Consider the following 18257-nt stretch of genomic DNA (forward strand, 5'->3'; position numbering starts at 1 on the left):
CAGGCGTCGCAGGCACCGCCGGGGTCGCCGCCGGGCGGCCGACCGGGCCGCCACCCGGGCGCGACTCCTGGCGCGACCACCGCCCCGGCGCCGGCTTCAGCGCGATCGTTCTCGGGTTGGCGCTGCTCTTGGGCGCCGTGGCCGCCGGAGTGTGGTCGGGCGGCGACTGGTCGGATGCCGCGCTGCTGGTCGGCCTGGCCGTGACGTTGGGCGTTCTGGCCCTCGGCATCATCGTGTCGGGCGTCCGCGGTAAGCAGAGCGGCGCCCTGGGTGGGTTCGCTTTCCTCGCGGCGGTGGCCCTGGTGTTTCTGGGCCTGTTCCCGAGCGGCACCGTGTTCTTTCCGGTCGGGGTCCCGGTCTGGACGGTCAGCGCCGACGCCGCCGCTGCCGCCGCTCCGGGCTACGCCGTGCTCTCCGGCCGGGCGACCATCGATCTCAGGGAACTCGACGCTGCGGCGGCTGAGGACCGCGCGATCGACGTCTGGATGGGCGTGGGCGTCACCGAGCTGATCCTGCCCGGCGACCGGCCGGTGCAGGTGGAGACGAACGCGCTGGCCGGCGGGATCGATTACGTGGGCGGTGCGGCCGCCGTGCAACAGGGCGGCGTCTTCTTCCACGATTCGCGCACCTTCAACGCCGACGGCGACACCCGCGCCGTGGCCCGCATCCGCGTCTGGACGGTGCTCGGCCAGGTTACCGTCGTCGGCCCCTCCCGTCTGGAACCCTCATGACAGAGACCCCCGATCCGAACCCGCCGACGGACCGGCCGCCGCACCAGCCACTCGCCGAACCGCACCGGCTGTCAGGCAATCAGCCGGTCGACTCTCCGCCCACGGATGCCGTCACCGCGGTCACCTCCGCCACCTCCGTCACTGCGGCACCCGACCCCCCGCCCGCCGAGGCCGCGGCACCCGGGGCCGATGGTCCCGAGGTGGAGGTCGAGACCACCGATGCCGCCACGGCGCACATCGTCGCCAATCCGAGTCCCATCCCCGACTACGCGATGGAGCCGCCCATCCAGCGGCCCGACGCGGAAGCGGGATCCGACACCGCAGACCCGGCAGCGAACCGGCGATACCTGGTCGACGCCGGCCTCACGGTTCCCTTCACTCCGGAACCGACGCATCCGCTCGCCCCGGAACCGACGCATCCGCTCGCGCCCGTAACCGCGTACCCGGTCGCGCCCGTGCCCGGGCACCCGGCGGCATCCGTGCGGCCCCGCCGCCGCCCCCTGTTCGGCACGATCGCCTGGGGCATCATCCTGCTCGCCCTGGCCGGATACGTGCTGCTCGGGGTGCTGGTGCCGGCTCCCGCCGATCCCACGCTCTGGCTGCTCGGCGGCGTGGTCGTGATCGGGCTCCTGCTGATCGTCGTCGGCGTCATCGCGGCGCTCCGCCGAGCCGACTGACGCGCCCACCCGAGGCCGCACCCCCGTGGGAGGGCTCAGCCAAGCTCGCGAGAGCGGGTGAATCGTCGGTCTGGACACCCCAAACCGACGATTCACCCGCTCTCGCGAAAAGAAAGGGGGCGGCGCGGCGAGACGAGGGGCGGGCGATCGGGCCTAGGCGTCGAGGCCGACGAGCACGGGCTCGGGCTGCAGGATGACCCCGAACTCGGACTGTACGAGAGCCCCCACCAGCCGCGCGAGCTGAGCGACCTCGTCGGCGGTGGCCCCGCCGGTGTTGGTCAGCGCAAGAGTGTGCTTGCTGGAGATCGCGGCGCGGGAACCCGGCAGCCGGAAGCCGCGCGCGATCCCGGAGTGCTCGATCAGCCAGGCGGCGCTCAGCTTCACGAGCAGCGCGGGCCGCTCCCCAGGGATCGGGCCGACGCCGGCGTACTCCTCCAGCGGGATCACCCGGTCGGGCAGCTCCTGGTCGCCGAGCGGCCAGCGGGGCACGGCGTCCGGCAGGGTGCGCGAGAACGCCAGCGACACGATCGGGTTGGTGAAGAAGGAGCCGGCGCTGCGGGTGTCGGCGTCGGTTGGGTCGAGCACCATGCCCTTCGCGGCACGGAGGGCCAGCACGGCGTCCCGCAGTTGCGTGAGCGGCACCCGGTCGCCCAGCCGCACGCCGAGCGCGGTCGCGAGCTGCGGGTAGGCCACCGGCCGGCTGAGCGCGCCGCCGGGAACGGATGCCTCGCTCCGCGTGTCGTGCAGGTTCAGTTCGACCGCGATCACCAGGCCGCGGAGCCCCTGTTTCAGGGCCGAAGTGCGGTAGCCCAGCTCGAGCTCGCCGGCCTCCATCCGTCGCCGTTCGCCGGTCTCGTAATCGAGGAAGTCGATGGCCGCCAGGCTGTTGCCGAGCTCCTGGCCGTAGGCGCCGATGTTCTGCACCGGGGATGCCCCGGTCGAACCGGGGATTCCGGACAGCGCCTCGATGCCGGACCAGCCCTGAGCCACGGTATGGGCCACCAGCTCGTCCCAGGGCTCACCGGCCTGCACCCGCAGCACCAACGGGTCCGGGTCAGACGAAGGGCCGGAGGAGGCAGACGGAGAGACGATGCTCATCCCGCGGGTCAGCACCCGGATCACCGTGCCGTCGAAGCCCTCGTCGGCCACGATCGTGTTGGAGCCGCCGCCGAGCAGGAGCCACTCGTCACCCGACGCCCAGACGGACAGGGTCTGGTCGACCAGGTCCTGCTCGGTGGTAGGCGACACCATCCGGGCGGCGGGACCGCCCACGCCCATCGTGGTCAGGTCGGCGAAGGTCGGTGCGGGGGTGGTGGGGCTCGTCATCGGGAATCGCCGTTCAGGCCAGGTGCACGCGGGCCTGTGCCTTGCCCAGCACAGTCACCTCGCCCGACGAAACGGTGAGGTCGATGCGGGCGACGCCGGCATCCGTGTCGATCGCCCCGACCCGGGCGACCACGGTCACGACCGCTTCCCCGTCGGCCGGAACCAGCACGGGGCGGGTGAACCGCACCTGGAAGTCCACGATGCGGCCGGGGTCGCCGGCCCAGTCGACGACCGGCTGCACGGCGAAGCCCATAGTCAGCATGCCGTGCGCGAGCACGCCGGGCAGTCCCACCGACACGGCCACGTCGTCGCGGTAGTGGATGGGGTTGAAGTCCCCGGATGCCCCGGCGTAGTGCACGAGGGAATCGCGCGTGAGCGGGAAAGCGCCCTCCGCGACGACGTCCCCGACGGTCAGGTCGGCGAGGCGCGGCGCGGGTGCGGGCGTGGCGATGACGGTCATTCGTCTCCCCTGACGACGAGGGTGGAGGTCGCGGTCACGACGTGCGCGCCGGAGGCGTCGACGATGGTCGACACGGCCGTCACCATGGAGTGACCGCCGAGGCTCTTCACACCGGCCACGGCCAGCGTGGCGGTGAGCTCGTCACCGGCCACGATCGGGCGGGTGAAGCTGAACCGCTGGTCGCCGTGCACGACCCGGGTGAAGTCGATGCCGGCATCCGGTTCGGCCAGCAGTTGCGCCAGGGTGGCCTCCTGAACGACCACGGCGAATGTGGGCGGGGCGACGACGTCGGCGTAGCCTGCGGCGCGCGCGGCCTCCGGGTCGAGGTTGATCGGGTTCGTGGCGAAGACCGCGCGGGAGAACTCGCGCACCTTCTCCCGGCCGACGAGGTAGGGGGCGACGGGCGGGAAGACCCGGCCCTGCAGTTCGGGGTTGACAGACACAGGCCGAGTTTACCGGCCCGGGCCGGGGGCGGCGCTATCGGGCAGACTGGCCGGTGTGAAGATCAAGCGCGTGCGTCTGGGTGACCCTGAGGTGGCCCCGCTCCTGACCGACCTGGCGCGGGAGTACGAGGAGCGCTACGGGGACGGCGACTCCGTGCTCGACGTGCCGGCGGATGCCTTCGACTCGCCGGGCGGCGCCTTCCTCGTGCTCCTCGACGGGGGCGTGACCGTGGCCGGCGGCGGCATCCGTCGCCTGAATGAGACGACCGGGGAGGTGAAACGGATGTGGACCAACCCGGCCTACCGCCGGCAGGGCCACGCCGTGGCCCTGCTCGCCGCCCTCGAGGAGGTGGCGCAGCAACTCGGCTACCGGCATCTCCGCCTGGAGACGGGCCACGCGCAACCGGAGGCGCTCGCCCTCTATCGCCGCCTCGGCTACCGGGAGATCGGCAACTATGGGATCTACCCGAACGCGACCGGGTTCGAGCGCACTCTCGCCGCCCCGGAGCGCCTCTCCTGACAGCCCGGCATTGGCCTGCGACACGCCCGCTTGCTAGCGTAGAGACGTCATGCCTAACAAATTAGAGCCACACCCCGACCTTCCCATCGACCTGCCCACGGCCGAACGCATCCATGCGGCCGTCGCACACTATGGCGAACAGGCCGTCATCGACAATTCCGTGGCGCTGCTGCGCGCCAAGAACGCCGGCAAGGACTTCCTCCTCTACGCCGGTGGACGCCACGCCCTCGGCATCCTCGAAGGTGCCCCTGCCCTTTACTGGCCCGAGCTGTGGGGCGCCCGCGCCCTGCTCTACGTCTGGGGCGAATCGGCCGCGCCGTACATCGTCGTCGGCCTGAACAACCAGGCCTGGCGGGTGCGGGAGATGTGCGCCAAGGTCGTGCTGCTGCGCGGCCTCGAGGTGGCGCCCAAGCTGGTGCGCCTGACCACCGACGAGGTTCCGCGCGTGCGCGCCGCGGCCCTGCACGCGCTGGCAGCCCAGGGCACCGCGGACCATCTCGCCACCATCGTGCAGCGACTGCGCGACCCCGACAAAGAGGTGCGCCGCGCGGCCCAGCAGGCCCGCGACCTGCTCAACGAGCGCTGGAACCTTGTTGTCGATAAGGGTCAGGGCATCGAGCAGACCCACGGCACCCGGCACACCCACCCGAGCGAATAACCGAGGCCCGGCACCAAGACATACACACGCGGCATCGATACGGGGGGTCCGGATGTTCCATCGCTTTGTGGCCATGGGCGACAGCTTCACCGAAGGCCTCGGCGACGACCTGCCGGGCGGCCAGGTGCGCGGCTGGGCCGACCTGGTCGCGCTGGGCCTCGCCGCGGCATCCGCCCACCCGGTCTCCTACGCCAACCTCGCCGTGCGCGGCCGGCTGCTCGGCCCGATCGTGGCGGAGCAGCTGGAGCCCGCGCTCGCGCTCGGCCCCGACCTGCTCAGCATCTGCGGCGGCGGCAACGACCTGATGCGGCCGCGGGTCGAGATCCCCTACGTCGTCGGCCTGATGCGGCAGGTCGTCGACCGGGCCGAGGAGCAGGGCGTGCACGTGCTGGTGCTCAGCGGCGGCAATCCGTCGCACCACCTGCCGCTCGGCAACCTGATGCGCCGGCGTGGCGACCAGCTGGCCGATGCCGCGCTCGCCGCCTTCGACCGGCCGGGCGTCACCCTCGTCGACAACTGGGCCGACTCCGAGCTGGAGCACAAGCGGTTCTGGTCGGTCGACAAGCTGCACCTCAACGCCCTCGGGCACACCCGCGTGGCCACCAACGTGCTGTCCGACCTGGGGGTGCCGGTTCCGGTCGAGTGGCTGGATGCGCCCGCCGCGGCCGACGAGCAGGTGCAGGGCACGGCCGCCTACTACCGCGAGTTCGTGCTGCCGTGGATCGGCCGCCGGCTCACCGGACGCTCCTCCGGCGACGGCCGCGCGCCGAAGCGGCCCGATCTCGAGCCCGTCGACGCCGCCTGATTTGAGACCCCTCAGGGCACGGATTGACGGCGATCGATAGCCGAAGGTAGATTACATCGACAGTCATCAATGTATTTAGGTCTCAGTCGAGGGAGAACGCCATGAGCGAGAACAGCAACCCGGTGCGTGAAGAGGTGCGGGCCCGCTACGCGAGCGCGGCCCTCTCGGTCACGAACGAGGGGCGCCGGTCGCTGCTGGCTGATGTGCCTGCCGCAGCCAGCAGCTACTGCTGCGGCACAGATGCCACAAGCGGCGCCACCGGTGCCTCGTCGTCCGCCTGTTGCGGCACCGACGACACCGCCCCAGCCGCGGCGTTGGCCACGGATGCCTCCCGCGACTGCTGCGCACCGGCTCCCCTCGACGAGAGCCTGGTCTTCGGCTCCGCCCTCTACGACGACGCGTCGACCGCGGGCCTCCCGGGCGCGGCCCTGCTGGCCAGCCTCGGCTGCGGCAACCCCACTGCGGTCGCCGACCTGCAGGCCGGAGAGACCGTGCTCGACCTCGGCTCGGGCGGAGGCATCGACGTGCTCCTCTCCGCCCGCCGGGTCGGCCCCACCGGGTTCGCCTACGGCCTCGACATGACCGACGAGATGCTCGACCTGGCCCGGCACAATGCGGGCGCCGCTCAGGCGGAGAACGTCGAGTTCCTGAAGGGCACAATCGAGGAGATCCCGCTGCCCTCCGGCAGTGTCGACGTCGTCATCTCCAACTGCGTGATCAACCTGTCGACCGACAAACCGGCCGTCTTCGGGGAAATGTTCCGCGTGCTTCGGCGCGGCGGCCGCGCCGGGGTGTCCGACGTCGTGGCCGAGAACCACCTCGCGCCCGCCCAGCGGGCCGAGCGCGGCTCCCACGTCGGCTGCATCGCCGGCGCCCTGTCGATCGCGGAGTACGAGGTCCTCCTCGGCGACGCGGGCTTCGAGCAGGTGAGCGTCACCCTGACCCACGAGGTGACCGACGGGATGCACGGCGCCATCGTGCGGGCGGTCAAGCCGGCGCAGGCCGACTAGTCAGTCGTCGGCACGCGCAGCAGGGCGCCCTCCTGCCGGCAGGTCGCGGCCGCGATCAGCATGGCGTCGGCCAGCAGGGCCTGCCAGCCCGCGGCATCCGTGGGCACGCCCCGCGTCAGCATGGTCTGCACGGTCGATGCGAGAGTGGCATCGCCCGCACCCATGGTGTCGACGACGGCGCCGGGAAGCACCGCGATCGGCTCTCCGACCAGCAGGTCGGCACCTTGGGCGACGGATGCCCCCGCGCGCCCGGCCGTGGCCAGCACCGTCTGCGTGCCGGCGGCCAGCAGCCGCTCCCGCAGGTCCTCGAGGGTGCTGCGGTAGAGCAGCTCGGCGTCCTCGTCTCCGACCTTCGTGAGCAGGCTCCGGGCAGCGAGACGTTCGAAGTTCCGCGCGAACAGGTCGCCGTCGGCGAGCATGCCCGAGCGGGGGTTCGGGTCGATCACGAGGCGTCGTTCCGGGTCCGCGACCGCGGCGATGAAGGCATCCGTCTGGGCCGTGTCGTCGAACGGGAAGCAGCTCACGACCACGAGGCGGGCGTCGTCGAGGGCCGCCCGCTCGGCCGGGCCGAACTCGATCCGGCGCTTCTTCGCGGCCTCGTTGAACGCGTAGGTGGGCTCGCCGTCGGTGCGGTCGGAGGTGGCGCGCGAGCTGCCGAACGGGCCGGGAGTGGCCACCAGGGTCACATCGTGGGCGGCAAGGAATTCGCGCAGGACCAGCCCGTCGGCGTCGTCGCCGACCATGGCGATCAGAGTGGTCGGCACGCCGAGCACGGCCAGTCCGACGGCCACATTGAGGGCGGCTCCGCCGGGGAACTCCAGGCGCGACCCGGGGCTCAGCATCTCGTCGATGAGTGCGTCGCCGACCACGACCACGCGGTACTGCTCCGTCACGTTCTGCTCCGTCATGCGGCCTGACTCCCTTGTGCCTGCCAACAACCCCGTCGCACCAAGCCTAGGGCGCGGGCGCCAGTGTTCGCCCGTCCGCGCCCGCCATCGCCCCGCTTTCCCCCCCGGATCAGACGCCAGGGCATTTGTCCAGCCCCTTCCTCCCGGCGCGGGGCGGTCGTATGCTACCCCACAGGCGGGGCAGCTCCCCGAACACCAGTCCTTAGTCCCTGATTGCAGGGTCCGTATGAGACCGGAGCGAAGCACCCCTCGTCGGGGGCAGGACATCATCGGGGTGGCCTGCCCCCACACCCCGGCACGTACAGTCGGATCATGGATGCCAACGCACCGCCCCCGTGGATCTCCGCCGACGAGATCTTCGCCCGCGTCGGCTTCGAGGCCGCGGCCCGCGCCATCCAGGCCGCCGTGCGGGCCGGACTCGACCCGGCGGGTGACTGGCCCCGCGGCATCCTGCCCCTCGACCAGGGCCAGCTGCTGCTCATGCCGTCCCGGTCTGCGGAGTTCGTGGGCGTCAAGGTCGCCACCGTCGCACCGGGCAACCCGCAGCTCGGCCGCCAGCGCATCCAGGGCATCTACCTGCTGATGGATGCCGCCACGCTCAGCCCGGTCGCCCTGCTCGACGGCATCGCACTGACGACCCTGCGCACCCCGGCGGTGTCGGCGGCCGTCGCCGACCTGCTCGCGCCCGCCGACGTGGAGCACCTCGTGGTGTTCGGCTCGGGACCCCAGGCGTGGGGCCATGTCGCGGCGATGCGCGCCATCCGCCGGATCCGCCGGGTCACAGTGGTCGGCCGGCACCCGGGCCGCGCCGAGGCGCTTGCTGAGCGGGTGCGGGCCGCCGGGCAGCCCGCGCAGACCGGTACCCCCGACGCCGTGCGCGACGCGCAGCTCATCGTCTGCGCCACCACCGCTCGCACCCCGCTGTTCGACGGATCCCTGGTCCCTCGGGACTCCTGCACGGTGGCAGTCGGTTCGCATGAGCCCGACGCCCGGGAGCTTCCCGGCGCGCTGATCGGGCGCGCGCAGGTCGTCGTCGAAGACAGCCAGGTTGTGCTGCGGGAGGGCGGCGACGTGCTGATCCCGATCCGGGAGGGCGTGATCGACGCCGGTTCCCTGGTGACGATGCGGGACATCCTCACCGGCACGGTCGCCGTCGACAACACCCGCCCCCGCGTGTTCACCAGCTCCGGCATGTCCTGGCAGGACCTGGTGGTCGCCACCGCTGTCTTCCGCCCGGAGGGCCGCGGGTAGCGTCGAACCAAATCGACGGTGATTTTCTGCTGAAGGCGGTTTTTCAGAGGGTTTGGCACCGTTACGGGCAAAATCTCCGTCGAATTCGTTCAGGACTCGGCAAGCCCGGGCTCGCCGAACCGCGGGCAGACCGGGCTCAGTCGACGACGGCGGGCGACGGATGCGCCGGGGCCGGCGCCGCAGGCACGGCCGTCACCGCCTGCAGCCGGTGCCCTTGCTCCACCCGCTGCCCCCACGAGGTGCCGGCGATGATCAGCCCGGCCCCGAGCACCGCCACCAGGCCGAGGCTCTCGCTGCCGAGGCTCACCCCCACGAGCACCGCCCAGACCGGCTCGGTGCCCATCAGCAGGCTGGCCCGAGCGGCGGACGTGTGCCGGATCGCCCAGGTCTGGGCCAGGAACGCGAAAACGCTGCAGGCCAGCCCGAGATAGAGCACCCCGAGCCAGGCCGCCGGGCCGAAGGCGCCGATCGCTCGCAGCGTGCCCGGCGCATCCGCTGCCAGGAAGACGACGGCACCCACGGCGGCCTGCACCAGCGTGATCGTGAGCGTGCCGGGCCGGCGGCCGGCGCCGTCAGCGCGGGTCAGGCGGCCGACCATGGTGACGTGCAGGGCGCGCACGAGCGCCGCCGCGAGCATGAGCAGGTCGCCCGGATTCGGGGCGCGGAAACCGTTGCCGGAGACGAGCAGCGCCACTCCGACGACCGCGAGCACCGCAGCCACGAAGAATGAGCGCGGCAGCCAGTTGCGTGCCGCGACCGACTCGAGAATCGGGGTGAGGATGATCGTCAGGCTGATGATCAGGCCGGCGTTCGTTGCCGAGGTCACGGCCACGCCGGCCGTCTCCAGCCAGAGGATCGCCGCCTGCGTGAGCCCGAGCAGGCCACCCACGGCCAGCTCGGCGCGGGTCGGCCGCCGGGGCCGGCTCAGCGCCCAGATCAGCAGCAGCGCGAGCGCGGCCACGAGGAAGCGCAGCGCCAGCACGGCGCCCACGCTCGCCTGCTCGGTGAGCACCTTGGCGGCGAGGTAGCTGCCGCCCCAGACCAGCGCGACGAGCAGCAGGACGGCGTCGATGCGGTAGCGTCCGAGCCGCGGGAGAAAGGTCATGGGCCCATGCTGCCGGGCGGCATCCGTGAAGTCCAAATCACGTCGCAACAGGGCGTGATCCTCCCCAAGCCCTCCTCCGCCAGGCATCCCCCACCGCGAGAGCGGGTGAATCGTCGTTATGAGGTGCTCGAACCGACGATTCACCCGCGCTCGCTCAGAGCACGCTCTTGGGGAGCCGGTGCACCGTCACTGCCCCGACGGCGGTGAACGGATGCAGCGGGTCGGGCGCGACGGCACCCGTCGGTCCACCGAGACGCGAGTGTCCCACAGCGCTCATGACCGCATAGGCATCACCGGCCTCCCACCCCTGGTCCTCGACGAGGAACGCAAACATGTCCTCATAGCCGCGCATGATGCTCTCCTGCACCGGGTCACCCAGCCCCACGAAGATCCACTCCTCGCCGGTTTCAACCCGCGGCGCCCTGAGCGCCATTCCTTTCACCAGGTCGATGCTGACCACGGCGATCCCCTCCGCCTCGATCGCCACGAAGGAGGACTCCCCCTCGGCCATGATCGCGTGGATGTCACCGATGGACAGGTAGGCGCCCTTGACCATCACCGGCAGGTAGACCGTCGAACCAGGACGGCAATCCGTGACATCCATGTTTCCGCCCTGGGGGTAGGACGGCATGATCGTCGAATTCGTGCCCGCTGCGGGCGCCGTGCCGATGCACCCGATCATCGGCAGCGGCGCGAAGACGTGGCGGTCCGTGACGTGCACGCCGGCCGAGTCGATGGGCACCCGCCGGGTGAACATGCCTTTCCCCATGACGTTCTGCAGGGCGCCCGATCCCGGCAGACTCACCGACCAGCCCCAGTCCTTCAGCTGGATCTCGTGGATCGTGACCGCGAGGGCGTCACCGGGCTCGGCCCCTTCGACATAGACCGGGCCCGTCACCGGGTTGATCTGCACCGTGAGCCGGTCCATGTCGTGATGCGCGTGCAGCTGCTCGTACACCTCGTCGCTGGTTTCGAAGCCGATCCGCTCACCGGTGCCCGGAGAGATGCGCAGGGCCGGCGGACGGTCGGCCGAGAAGCCCGGCTGGCCATGGCTCTTGTCCAGAAAGTGGTCCATGGTCTACAGCCCCGCCCGCTCGCCGGTGGCAGGTACCGCGAGCGGGACGGCGGCAGATTCGCCGTCCAGAGCGGTCTTGCGTCCTGTGTGCCGGTAGTAGAGGAAGACGGCGGCCCCGAGCACGAGCCAGATCAGGCCACCGATCTTGGCCAGCGGACTCGCGTTGAGCAGCACGTAACCGATGATCAGGAAGCCGATGACCGGCACCACCAGGTGCAGCAGGTAGTTCGTCGACTTCTTGCGCACGATGTAGTGCACGATCACAGAGAGGTGCAGCAGCATGAAGCCGAAGAGGGCACCGAAGTTGACCAGCGCCGCGATGAGGTCGATCTGGCCCACGAAGAACAGCACGAGAACGGCGGAGAGACCGGAGACGAGGAGGACCGCGTTCCGGGGAACCTGTCGGCTGCTGATCTCGCTGAGGAACTTCGGCAGCTGGCGGTCCCGGCTCATCGAGAACAGCAACCGGGACGTCGCGGCCTGAGCGGCCATGGCGTTCGCGATTCCGATGGCCAGCACGTTCACCACGAAGAAGGCTGTGGCCCACCCGCTGTTGGAGGCAGCCTCGACGACGGTGAAGAACGCGTTGCCGGCCTCACTGTCGCTGAAGGATGCTCGCCCCGCCGAGAGGGCGCTCGCCAGCCAGGTCTGCACAATGAAGAGCAGTGCGACGATGAGAAGAGCCGTGATCATGGCCTTCCCCGCGGAGTTGCGTCCACCGGTCGATTCCTCGGCCATCGTGGAGATGCCGTCGAAGCCGAGGAAACTCAGCACGGCGATCGAGAGAGCGGATGCGATCAGTGGCCCGGTCACCGCGCTTGCGTCCCAGAGCGGGAGGATGGTGAATTCAGCGCCGGGGACCGAGCCGTTGGTCAGCGCGGTGACGGCGATGATCACGAAGATCACGACGAACGTGAGCTCGATCGCGAGGAAAACCCGGTTCATCCGCTTGATGGAGGTGATCCCGAGCAGGTTGATCGCGGTGTTGATCCCGACGAAGAGGAGTGCCCACACCCAGCGCGGGGAGTCAGGGAAGATCCCGATCATCGACTCGGCGGCGAACACATAGAGCAAGGTGGGAACGAGCAGGTAGTCGAGCAGGATGGCCCAGCCGGCGAAGAATCCCGCCGTGGGATGGATGCCCCGGCCGACGTAGGAGAAGACCGAACCGGCCAGGGGAATCGATTTCGCCATCTGGGCGTAAGCCAGCGCCGTGAAGATCATGGCAATCAGGCCGATCAGGTAGACCAGCGGCACCATGCCCGCCGACGCGTTGTAGACCGTTCCGAAGATGGCCCAGGGGGCGATCGGAACCATGAAGATCAAACCGTAGATCAACAGGTCGGTGGTGGAGACGGAACGTTTCAGCTGCTGCTTGTAGCCGAAGGACTCCAGCTGCTCCTGCGCGTTGAGTTCGGGCGAGCTCGGGGATGCGGTCATCGGGGTGCTCTTTCTCTTGGAGAAGGGATAGTGGGCGTCAGAGGGAGGGTGAAGAGTCGTGCCGGGCCAGGAACGCGGCGATGACGGAGCGAAACGCCTCGGGCTGCTCCAGATGGGTGCAGTGGCTGGCACCGGCGAAGACGTGGCTGGCCACTGTGGGAATGCGGTCGAGAAAAGGTCTCCAGGTGGCCGGGGTTGCCTCATCGAATTCGCCGGCCACCACGAGCGTCGGCGCCTCGATCTGATCGAGCCGGTCGATGATGCTCCAGGAGCGGAGTGTGCCGACCACGTGGAACTCGTTGGGCCCGTTCATGGTGTGGTAGACCGTGGGTTCGGCCTCCATCTGGGCGACGCTGCGCTGGAAGTCATCCGGTACCGGTGTGACGCGGCAGACGTGGCGCTCGTAGAAGACCTCGGCCGCAGCGAGATAGTCGGGGTGCGTCACGGTGCCCTGAGTCTCATGCCGGCTGAGCGTCGCCTGCACTTCCACCGGCAGCAGTGCACGCAGTCCAGCAGCGCCCTCGGCCCACAGAGCCATAGAGGCCGGAGAGTTGCAGATGGACAGGCTACGCAGACCTGCGGGCCGGTGCGTGGCGATCTCAGCGCCGAGCATCCCACCCCAGGACTGGCCAAGGAGGTGGTAGTCGGCCAGTCCCAGTGCGGCGACGAGATTCTCGAACTCGTCGACGAACAGCTGGGGTGTCCAGAAGTCCTCTGCGGCGTCGGGCAGGTGCGTGCTGTTGCCACAGCCGAGCTGGTCGTAGTGGATGACGGTGCGTCCGCTGTCGGCGAGCTCGTCGAGGTTGAGCAGGTAGTCGTGGGCCATTCCCGGCCCTCCGTGCAGCACGATCAGGGGCAGGGCTCCGGCCCGCGGCTCGTCGGGTGCGGTGATACGAACCCAGGTTTCCCACGCGCAGAATGGCACGGACCGGGTACTGATTTCAGGCATTGGTCTCTCTCCCGATTCACGACCGCGTATAGACGGTGACCAATAGCATGGCGGAGTAAAGGTCTCGCAACAAGACCATTTTTTGTGTCTTAATATAGGCGTTACAAGCCGGACACGTTCTTCCCACCCGTGTGGGGGCCAGCGGCAAGGAGAGAACGGACCATCATGGGCGATCCACGGCAAGCCCCAGCGGCCGGCCGACCGCTTCCCAGGCCGACATCGGGACCGGACCCCGTGGGTTCTTTGGCTACCCCGCTTGCCGCGGTCTCGCGGGCAGACGAAATCACCGACCGCCTGATCACGGCCATTGCGATCGGTGAGTACCTGCCGGGCGCCCGGTTGCCGTCCGAGCGGGAGCTGGCAGCCTCTCTCCGCGTCGGCCGCATGACGGTTCGCGCCGCAATCGCCACATTGGTCAGCCAGGGACTGTTGGAGACCCAGCGCGGCCGCGGCGGCGGTTCATTCGTCCGTGAGCAGTGGACCTCGTCGTCGAAAGCGTCAGTTCACCGCACTCTGTCGGCGCGCTGGGAAGTCCTCCGCGATACCTGCGAGGCGGTGAGCCATCTCCAGGGCACAATCGCGCGAGCTGCCGCAGAGAAACGCACCGATGCGGATGTCACGTTGCTGCAGCAGCGTCTGGCCGCATTCCGGGAGGCCGAGTCGGGCCCGCAGTCCCAGCGGGCGGATGAGCTGTTACATATCGCGATCTGCGCGGCCGCTCACAATGACACCCTGCAGTCCGTGTTGTTCGAGTTGGAATCCCGGGTCAGTATCGCTGCCCCGGCGCACCTCTGGGGCTCGACCGCGGGAATGCGGGCGATGGAGCTGCGGGCCCTCGCTGACCACGAGAACCTCATCGATGCGATCTGCTCTCGGCGGCCCGACGATGCCAGCGCGATCGCCCTGGAGCACGCCCGCATCGACCTCGAGCTTCTCGAAGAGGCCCTGCAGCGAGCCGGCGCCCCCGACGCCTGAATGCGAGCGGGCGTGAGCGACGGATGCGACGAAGCCGCCACCTCACTGCTCGACGAGCTGCTCCCACTCCCGCTGCACATCGCGCGTGAACAACAACTGCTTGACCATGACGGGAATCTCCCACACCAACCAGATCGGGACCAGCAGGAACGGCCACGGGCCGGCGGGGGTCTGCAACAGACCGACCACGGCGATGAAGATCGCCAGCGGAATTTTGACCACGGCATCGACCCCCTGAGTGCCGCTCGGTGGAAGGAATTGATTATCGACCGTTGACGCTCCGGGGGCACGCATCCGCAACGGCGACGACCCAGGAAACAGCAGAGAAAGTGCCTACCCGCGATCTCGGGCCGCGATCCGCTCGAGCTCGTCCCCGATGCCGATGTCGGCCACGACGATCCGCCCGGTCAGGTTCGCCGCGGGTTCCCGGAGCAGGCCGGGCTTGCAGCCGCCGAACGTCACCGTCAGGTCCGCGGGCAGCACGGTGGGGTCCGGCACGGCGCCGTCGTCGACACCGATCCCACTGGGCAGGTCCACCGCGATTACCCGGGGCACGGCATCGCCGTGCAGCACGGGCAGGATGGCGGCCACCACCTCCCGGGCACGCCCACGGAGTGCCGGGCTGGCGCTCGTGCCGGTGCCGAGGATGCCGTCCAGGATCACAGCGGATGCCCGGGCGGCGCCGGCGAGTGCGGCATCCGTCACATCGAGGGGCAGCAGCGCCGCCCCTGCCGCCAGGGCGGCGAGGAGTCCGCCCTCATACAACCGGGCCGCCGTGGGCACGATGGCCACCCGGGCACCCTGCGCGGCGAGCAGCGCCGCCGCGTGCAGGGCGTCGCCGCCGTTGTTCCCCGCGCCGGCCAGCACCAGCACCCGCGCGCCCGGCACTCCCCCGCGCTCCTCGAGCAGCGCCGCGGTCTCCCCGGCGAGCGCGACCGACGCCCGCTCCATCAGCGGCACGCCGGCCGCCAGGAAGGGAGCTTCGGCCTCGCGCATCTGGGCGGCGGTGTAGGTCTTCACGTCGTCAGGGTACGCCCGCGGCACCCCTCCCGGAGGCGCCGTCGACCCGAGCCGGAAGCCACCTGGTACCCGGCTCCCCGTTCCAAAGCGCCCGACAGGGATTTCCGAGAGTCCCTGTCGGGCGTGCTCGGACAGGCGTAGCATCCGCTAGGACCCCGCTCCAACCCGACTCCACACAGAGGAGACCCACATGAACGGACGCATCACCAGCGGCATTGTCGCCGCCATTCTCGTCGCAACCGGCATCGTCGCCGTCGCCGCCCCGGCCCAGGCGAACGCCACCTGCACGTACACGATCGGCTTCTACAAGAACAAGGGTGCCGCCCTCGTGCCGACCGGCATGTTCTACGACTCGGGCCTGACCCGGGCCCATATCCTCAGCAGTCCCAGTCTCGGCAACGAGTACACCATCGCCGCGAAGCAGTTCATCGCCGCCGGCCTCAACGGCACGCCCGGCGAGACCGGCTTCAACGTTCCCGGCGTGAGCGCTGAGGTCGCCGCGGCCTACCACACGCTCGAGTGGTACTTCGAGGGTACGCCCACGTCCCGCGAGGCGGTCCTCGCGGCTGCCACCGTGCTGGACGAGTACAACAACGGACTGCGGGACCTGCCGCACTGCTAATCGCCCTTCGTCAGCCGGGCCTGCCCTCAAGTGGCGGGCCCGGCTGTTCGCTGTCCTGAGGCCACCACGACGGCAGAGAGTCGAGACGCGGGTCCGACGTACTGGCCGACAGGCACCTCGGAAAAAACGAAAGGCCCCGTGACCGGTAAAATTCCTGGTCAAAGGGCCTTTATGTGTAGCGGGAGCGGGAATTGAACCCGCGACACCACGATTATGAGCCGTGTGCTCTAACCAACTGAGCTACCCCGCCACGACCTGTCGGCTGCAAGAGCTTCCAAGCCAGAGCCCCCTGTGGGAATCGGACCCACTACCTCTTCCTTACCAAGGAAGTGCTCTACCAATGAGCTAAGGGGGCGAAGCATCCGCTTGAACGGAAACTAAGCCAAATTTCGGCAACCGGTAAATATTATCACCAAGTTGGCCTGCCCGATGACCGTGGGGCGCGATCGGGCACCACAATCCCCGGCAGCGACCAGGCGGTGAAGCTCGGGCCATCCGTTTCCAGACGGATGCGTCCGCCCGCCACACTCAGGGCGGCGTCCCCCAGGAGCAGGGCCGGCATCCCCGCCACGGCCCCGGCCGGCAGGGTCACCGTGCCTGCGGTACGGGCCGCGACCAGCAGCACCGACTCGTCCGCGCACTCGCGCACGTAGACGAGCACATCCGCGCCCACGTGCACCCAGCGCATCCCGCCGCCGTTCAGGGCAGGGTGGGCGGTGCGCAGGTGGATCAGTGCGGCATACAGGTCGATCGTGGCTGCCACCTCCGGGTCGCCGGCCGTGTCCCAGGGCATGGGTGTGCGCGAGCCCTCGCCGTCGTCGCCGACCAGACCGAATTCGTCGCCGGCGAAGACGACCGGGATGCCCGGCAGGGTGGCGCTCAGCCCGAAGCCCACGCCCACTCCCCCGTTGATCGCGTGGGTTCGAAACCTCGGCGTGTCGTGCGTGTCGAGGGCGTTCATCGTGGCCAGGCGGGTTCGCCAGGGGTAGCCGGCCGTGAACCGGAGGTGGGCGTCCACGAACGCCCGCCCGTCACACTGCGGGATGGTGCCGTAGGGCAGCCCGAAGAACGAGGAGGGGCTCTCCGACTTCGAGAGCCAGCTCCACACCGGGCGGGTGAAGGTCGTATACGTCATCGCGCCGTGCCAGCCGTCGCCCTGGAAATCGCCCGAGGCGTCGTTGGTCGATTCGCCGAGCAGGATCGTGTCAGGATTCTCCGCGATCATGGTGCGACGGATGGTCTGCCGCACCTCCGCATTCAGGTCCTCCCCCTGCAGGCGGCCGGTCATGTTCGCCACATCGATGCGCCAGCCGTCGAGGTGGTACGGGGCCCGCAGCCACTTCGCGACCACCGAGTCCGGTCCCTCGATGAACCGGCGGCGCAGCTCCGGCGAGGTCCAGTTGAACTTAGGCAGGCTGGGCACGTCGAGCCAGGACTCGTAGTGTTCGTGCTGTTCGTCGAGCCAGTAATAGAAGGCGCTCTCGGCCGCGGCCGGGTTATGCCGCGCGGCCCGGAACCACTCGTGCCGGTCGCCGGAGTGGTTCGCGGTGAGGTCGCCGATCACCTTGAAGCCCCGCTCGTGGGCGGCTTCGACCAGCCGGACCAGTGCCGCGTCGCCGCCCAGCGCGGGGTCGACCTCGTCGAAGCTCTGCGCGTCGTAGCGGTGGCTCGAGCCGGCCGGGAAAACGGGTGTCAGGTACAGCATGGTGACGCCGAGCCGTTCGAGGTGGTCCAGGTGCAGCCCGATGCCGTCGAGGTCACCACCGTAGAACTGGTGCGAGCGGGCCGGCTGGACCGTCTCCACCGGGTCGCCCCATGCCGCGGGGATGCCCCAGGCCGGTTTCTCGCGCAGCGCGGCGGCCGGGGAGCGCCCGAAGCGGTCCGGGAAGATCTGGTACATCACGGTCGCGGCGGCCCAGTCCGGCGGTGCCGGGTAGCTGAGCAGCTTGAAGTCCTCCGCGTCGAGGGTCTCGAAGTCATGCGCCCCCGCGGCGTTCAGCCACCAGTGGCCGCCGTCGGCCCGGCTGATCAGGAACCGGTAGCCGTTGACCGGGTTCAGGATCTCGACCTCGGCCTCCCACCACTGCCAGCCGTCCGCCGTGCCGAGCAGTTGGGCCAGTCGAAAGCGGGGTTCCCGGTCGGGCGTCGAGCGCACGTGCACGGATGCGACGGCGCCCCACGCCTCCGGCACCCGTACCCGCACGCGCACCGTGTCGCCCGGCCGCGGCGCCTGGTCGGAGACGTACAGGGCCGATCCGTCGTGGTGCGGGAGCATGCGCGCC

At 69.9% G+C, this 18257-nt stretch carries 20 protein-coding genes and 2 tRNA genes; 9 read left to right on the plus strand and 13 right to left on the minus strand.

Annotation, left to right across the window (positions count from 1 at the left end):
* Together E3T23_RS15315 and E3T23_RS13205 are read left to right on the plus strand one after the other, a co-directional pair.
* Nucleotides 1-731: hypothetical protein (locus E3T23_RS15315; RefSeq protein ID WP_420898327.1), on the plus strand; the 731-nt coding region annotated here is incomplete at its 5' end.
* A complete protein-coding gene (locus E3T23_RS13205) occupies nt 728-1408 on the plus strand; it encodes a DUF2339 domain-containing protein (protein WP_134370926.1) in 681 nt (226 codons plus the stop codon). The genes E3T23_RS15315 and E3T23_RS13205, both read left to right, overlap by 4 nt.
* Before the next feature lie 153 nt (nt 1409-1561).
* Here E3T23_RS13205 and E3T23_RS13210 read toward each other — a convergent pair whose 3' ends face one another.
* From E3T23_RS13210 to E3T23_RS13220, 3 genes are read right to left on the minus strand one after another with little or no spacing between them, the layout of a single operon-like run.
* The gene (locus E3T23_RS13210) at nt 1562-2734 is read right to left on the minus strand and encodes a UDP-N-acetylmuramate dehydrogenase (RefSeq protein ID WP_134370928.1); all 1173 of its coding nucleotides are present in this window, start codon (nt 2732-2734) and stop codon (nt 1562-1564) included.
* A 13-nt stretch (nt 2735-2747) separates the two neighbouring features.
* Nucleotides 2748-3194: a MaoC family dehydratase gene (locus E3T23_RS13215; protein WP_134370930.1), complete on the minus strand. Its 447-nt coding sequence runs from the start codon at nt 3192-3194 to the stop codon at nt 2748-2750.
* Complete coding sequence (locus E3T23_RS13220) at nt 3191-3637, minus strand: FAS1-like dehydratase domain-containing protein (protein ID WP_134370932.1); 447 nt, start codon at nt 3635-3637, stop codon at nt 3191-3193. The genes E3T23_RS13215 and E3T23_RS13220 overlap by 4 nt, the downstream gene beginning before the upstream one ends.
* A 55-nt stretch (nt 3638-3692) precedes the next feature.
* On the opposite strand from E3T23_RS13220, the gene E3T23_RS13225 reads away from it, so the two are divergent.
* The 4 genes from E3T23_RS13225 (at nt 3693) to arsM (ending at nt 6630) form a co-directional block, all read left to right on the plus strand.
* Complete coding sequence (locus E3T23_RS13225) at nt 3693-4157, plus strand: GNAT family N-acetyltransferase (protein WP_166806297.1); 465 nt, start codon at nt 3693-3695, stop codon at nt 4155-4157.
* A 49-nt stretch (nt 4158-4206) separates the two neighbouring features.
* On the plus strand, nt 4207-4815 hold the full coding sequence (locus E3T23_RS13230; RefSeq protein ID WP_134370935.1) for a HEAT repeat domain-containing protein: 609 nt from the start codon (nt 4207-4209) through the stop codon (nt 4813-4815).
* A 52-nt stretch (nt 4816-4867) separates the two neighbouring features.
* A complete protein-coding gene (locus E3T23_RS13235) occupies nt 4868-5620 on the plus strand; it encodes an SGNH/GDSL hydrolase family protein (protein ID WP_134370937.1) in 753 nt (250 codons plus the stop codon).
* Between the two features lie 101 nt (nt 5621-5721).
* Entirely contained in the window at nt 5722-6630 is a 909-nt protein-coding gene (gene arsM / locus E3T23_RS13240; RefSeq protein WP_134370938.1) for an arsenite methyltransferase, read from the plus strand.
* On the opposite strand, the gene E3T23_RS13245 is transcribed toward arsM, so the two are convergent.
* Nucleotides 6627-7538: a carbohydrate kinase family protein gene (locus E3T23_RS13245; RefSeq protein WP_134370940.1), complete on the minus strand. Its 912-nt coding sequence runs from the start codon at nt 7536-7538 to the stop codon at nt 6627-6629. The genes arsM and E3T23_RS13245 overlap by 4 nt on opposite strands.
* A 312-nt stretch (nt 7539-7850) precedes the next feature.
* Here E3T23_RS13245 and E3T23_RS13250 point away from each other — a divergent pair, with 312 nt between their 5' ends.
* Entirely contained in the window at nt 7851-8789 is a 939-nt protein-coding gene (locus tag E3T23_RS13250; RefSeq protein ID WP_134370942.1) for an ornithine cyclodeaminase family protein, read from the plus strand.
* Between the two features lie 136 nt (nt 8790-8925).
* Here E3T23_RS13250 and E3T23_RS13255 read toward each other — a convergent pair whose 3' ends face one another.
* From E3T23_RS13255 to E3T23_RS13270, 4 genes are all read right to left on the minus strand, one after another.
* Nucleotides 8926-9894 carry a DMT family transporter gene (locus E3T23_RS13255; protein WP_134370944.1) on the minus strand — a complete coding sequence of 323 codons (969 nt, stop codon included), beginning with the start codon at nt 9892-9894 and terminating at the stop codon, nt 8926-8928.
* 154 nt (nt 9895-10048) lie between these two features.
* The gene (locus E3T23_RS13260) at nt 10049-10969 is read right to left on the minus strand and encodes an acetamidase/formamidase family protein (protein ID WP_134370946.1); all 921 of its coding nucleotides are present in this window, start codon (nt 10967-10969) and stop codon (nt 10049-10051) included.
* A gap of 3 nt (nt 10970-10972) precedes the next feature.
* Entirely contained in the window at nt 10973-12409 is a 1437-nt protein-coding gene (locus E3T23_RS13265; protein ID WP_134370947.1) for an APC family permease, read from the minus strand.
* A 37-nt stretch (nt 12410-12446) separates the two neighbouring features.
* Nucleotides 12447-13358, minus strand: a complete 912-nt coding sequence (locus E3T23_RS13270; RefSeq protein WP_134370949.1) for a proline iminopeptidase-family hydrolase — start codon at nt 13356-13358, stop codon at nt 12447-12449.
* Nucleotides 13359-13601: 243 nt separating this feature from the next.
* Between E3T23_RS13270 and E3T23_RS13275 the strand changes: the two genes are divergently transcribed.
* Nucleotides 13602-14333, plus strand: a complete 732-nt coding sequence (locus tag E3T23_RS13275) for a FadR/GntR family transcriptional regulator (RefSeq protein ID WP_241977936.1) — start codon at nt 13602-13604, stop codon at nt 14331-14333.
* 42 nt (nt 14334-14375) lie between these two features.
* Here the strand turns inward: E3T23_RS13275 and E3T23_RS13280 are convergent, their stop codons facing one another.
* Complete coding sequence (locus E3T23_RS13280; protein WP_134370952.1) at nt 14376-14555, minus strand: hypothetical protein; 180 nt, start codon at nt 14553-14555, stop codon at nt 14376-14378.
* A 111-nt stretch (nt 14556-14666) separates the two neighbouring features.
* Nucleotides 14667-15353: an NAD(P)H-hydrate epimerase gene (locus E3T23_RS13285; protein ID WP_241977938.1), complete on the minus strand. Its 687-nt coding sequence runs from the start codon at nt 15351-15353 to the stop codon at nt 14667-14669.
* A 190-nt stretch (nt 15354-15543) separates the two neighbouring features.
* Between E3T23_RS13285 and E3T23_RS13290 the strand changes: the two genes are divergently transcribed.
* Nucleotides 15544-15975: a hypothetical protein gene (locus tag E3T23_RS13290; protein ID WP_134370954.1), complete on the plus strand. Its 432-nt coding sequence runs from the start codon at nt 15544-15546 to the stop codon at nt 15973-15975.
* A 176-nt stretch (nt 15976-16151) separates the two neighbouring features.
* Here the strand turns inward: E3T23_RS13290 and E3T23_RS13295 are convergent.
* From E3T23_RS13295 to E3T23_RS13305, 3 genes are all read right to left on the minus strand, one after another.
* Nucleotides 16152-16225: transfer RNA gene (locus E3T23_RS13295), tRNA-Met, on the minus strand.
* A 33-nt stretch (nt 16226-16258) separates the two neighbouring features.
* Nucleotides 16259-16330, minus strand: a tRNA-Thr gene (locus E3T23_RS13300).
* A gap of 54 nt (nt 16331-16384) precedes the next feature.
* Entirely contained in the window at nt 16385-18250 is a 1866-nt protein-coding gene (locus E3T23_RS13305; protein WP_134370956.1) for a glycoside hydrolase family 13 protein, read from the minus strand.
* Nucleotides 18251-18257 lie beyond the last annotated feature (7 nt).

The sequence above is a fragment of the Cryobacterium cheniae genome, assembly GCF_004403395.1.
Taxonomy (GTDB): Bacteria; Actinomycetota; Actinomycetes; order Actinomycetales; family Microbacteriaceae; genus Cryobacterium; species Cryobacterium cheniae.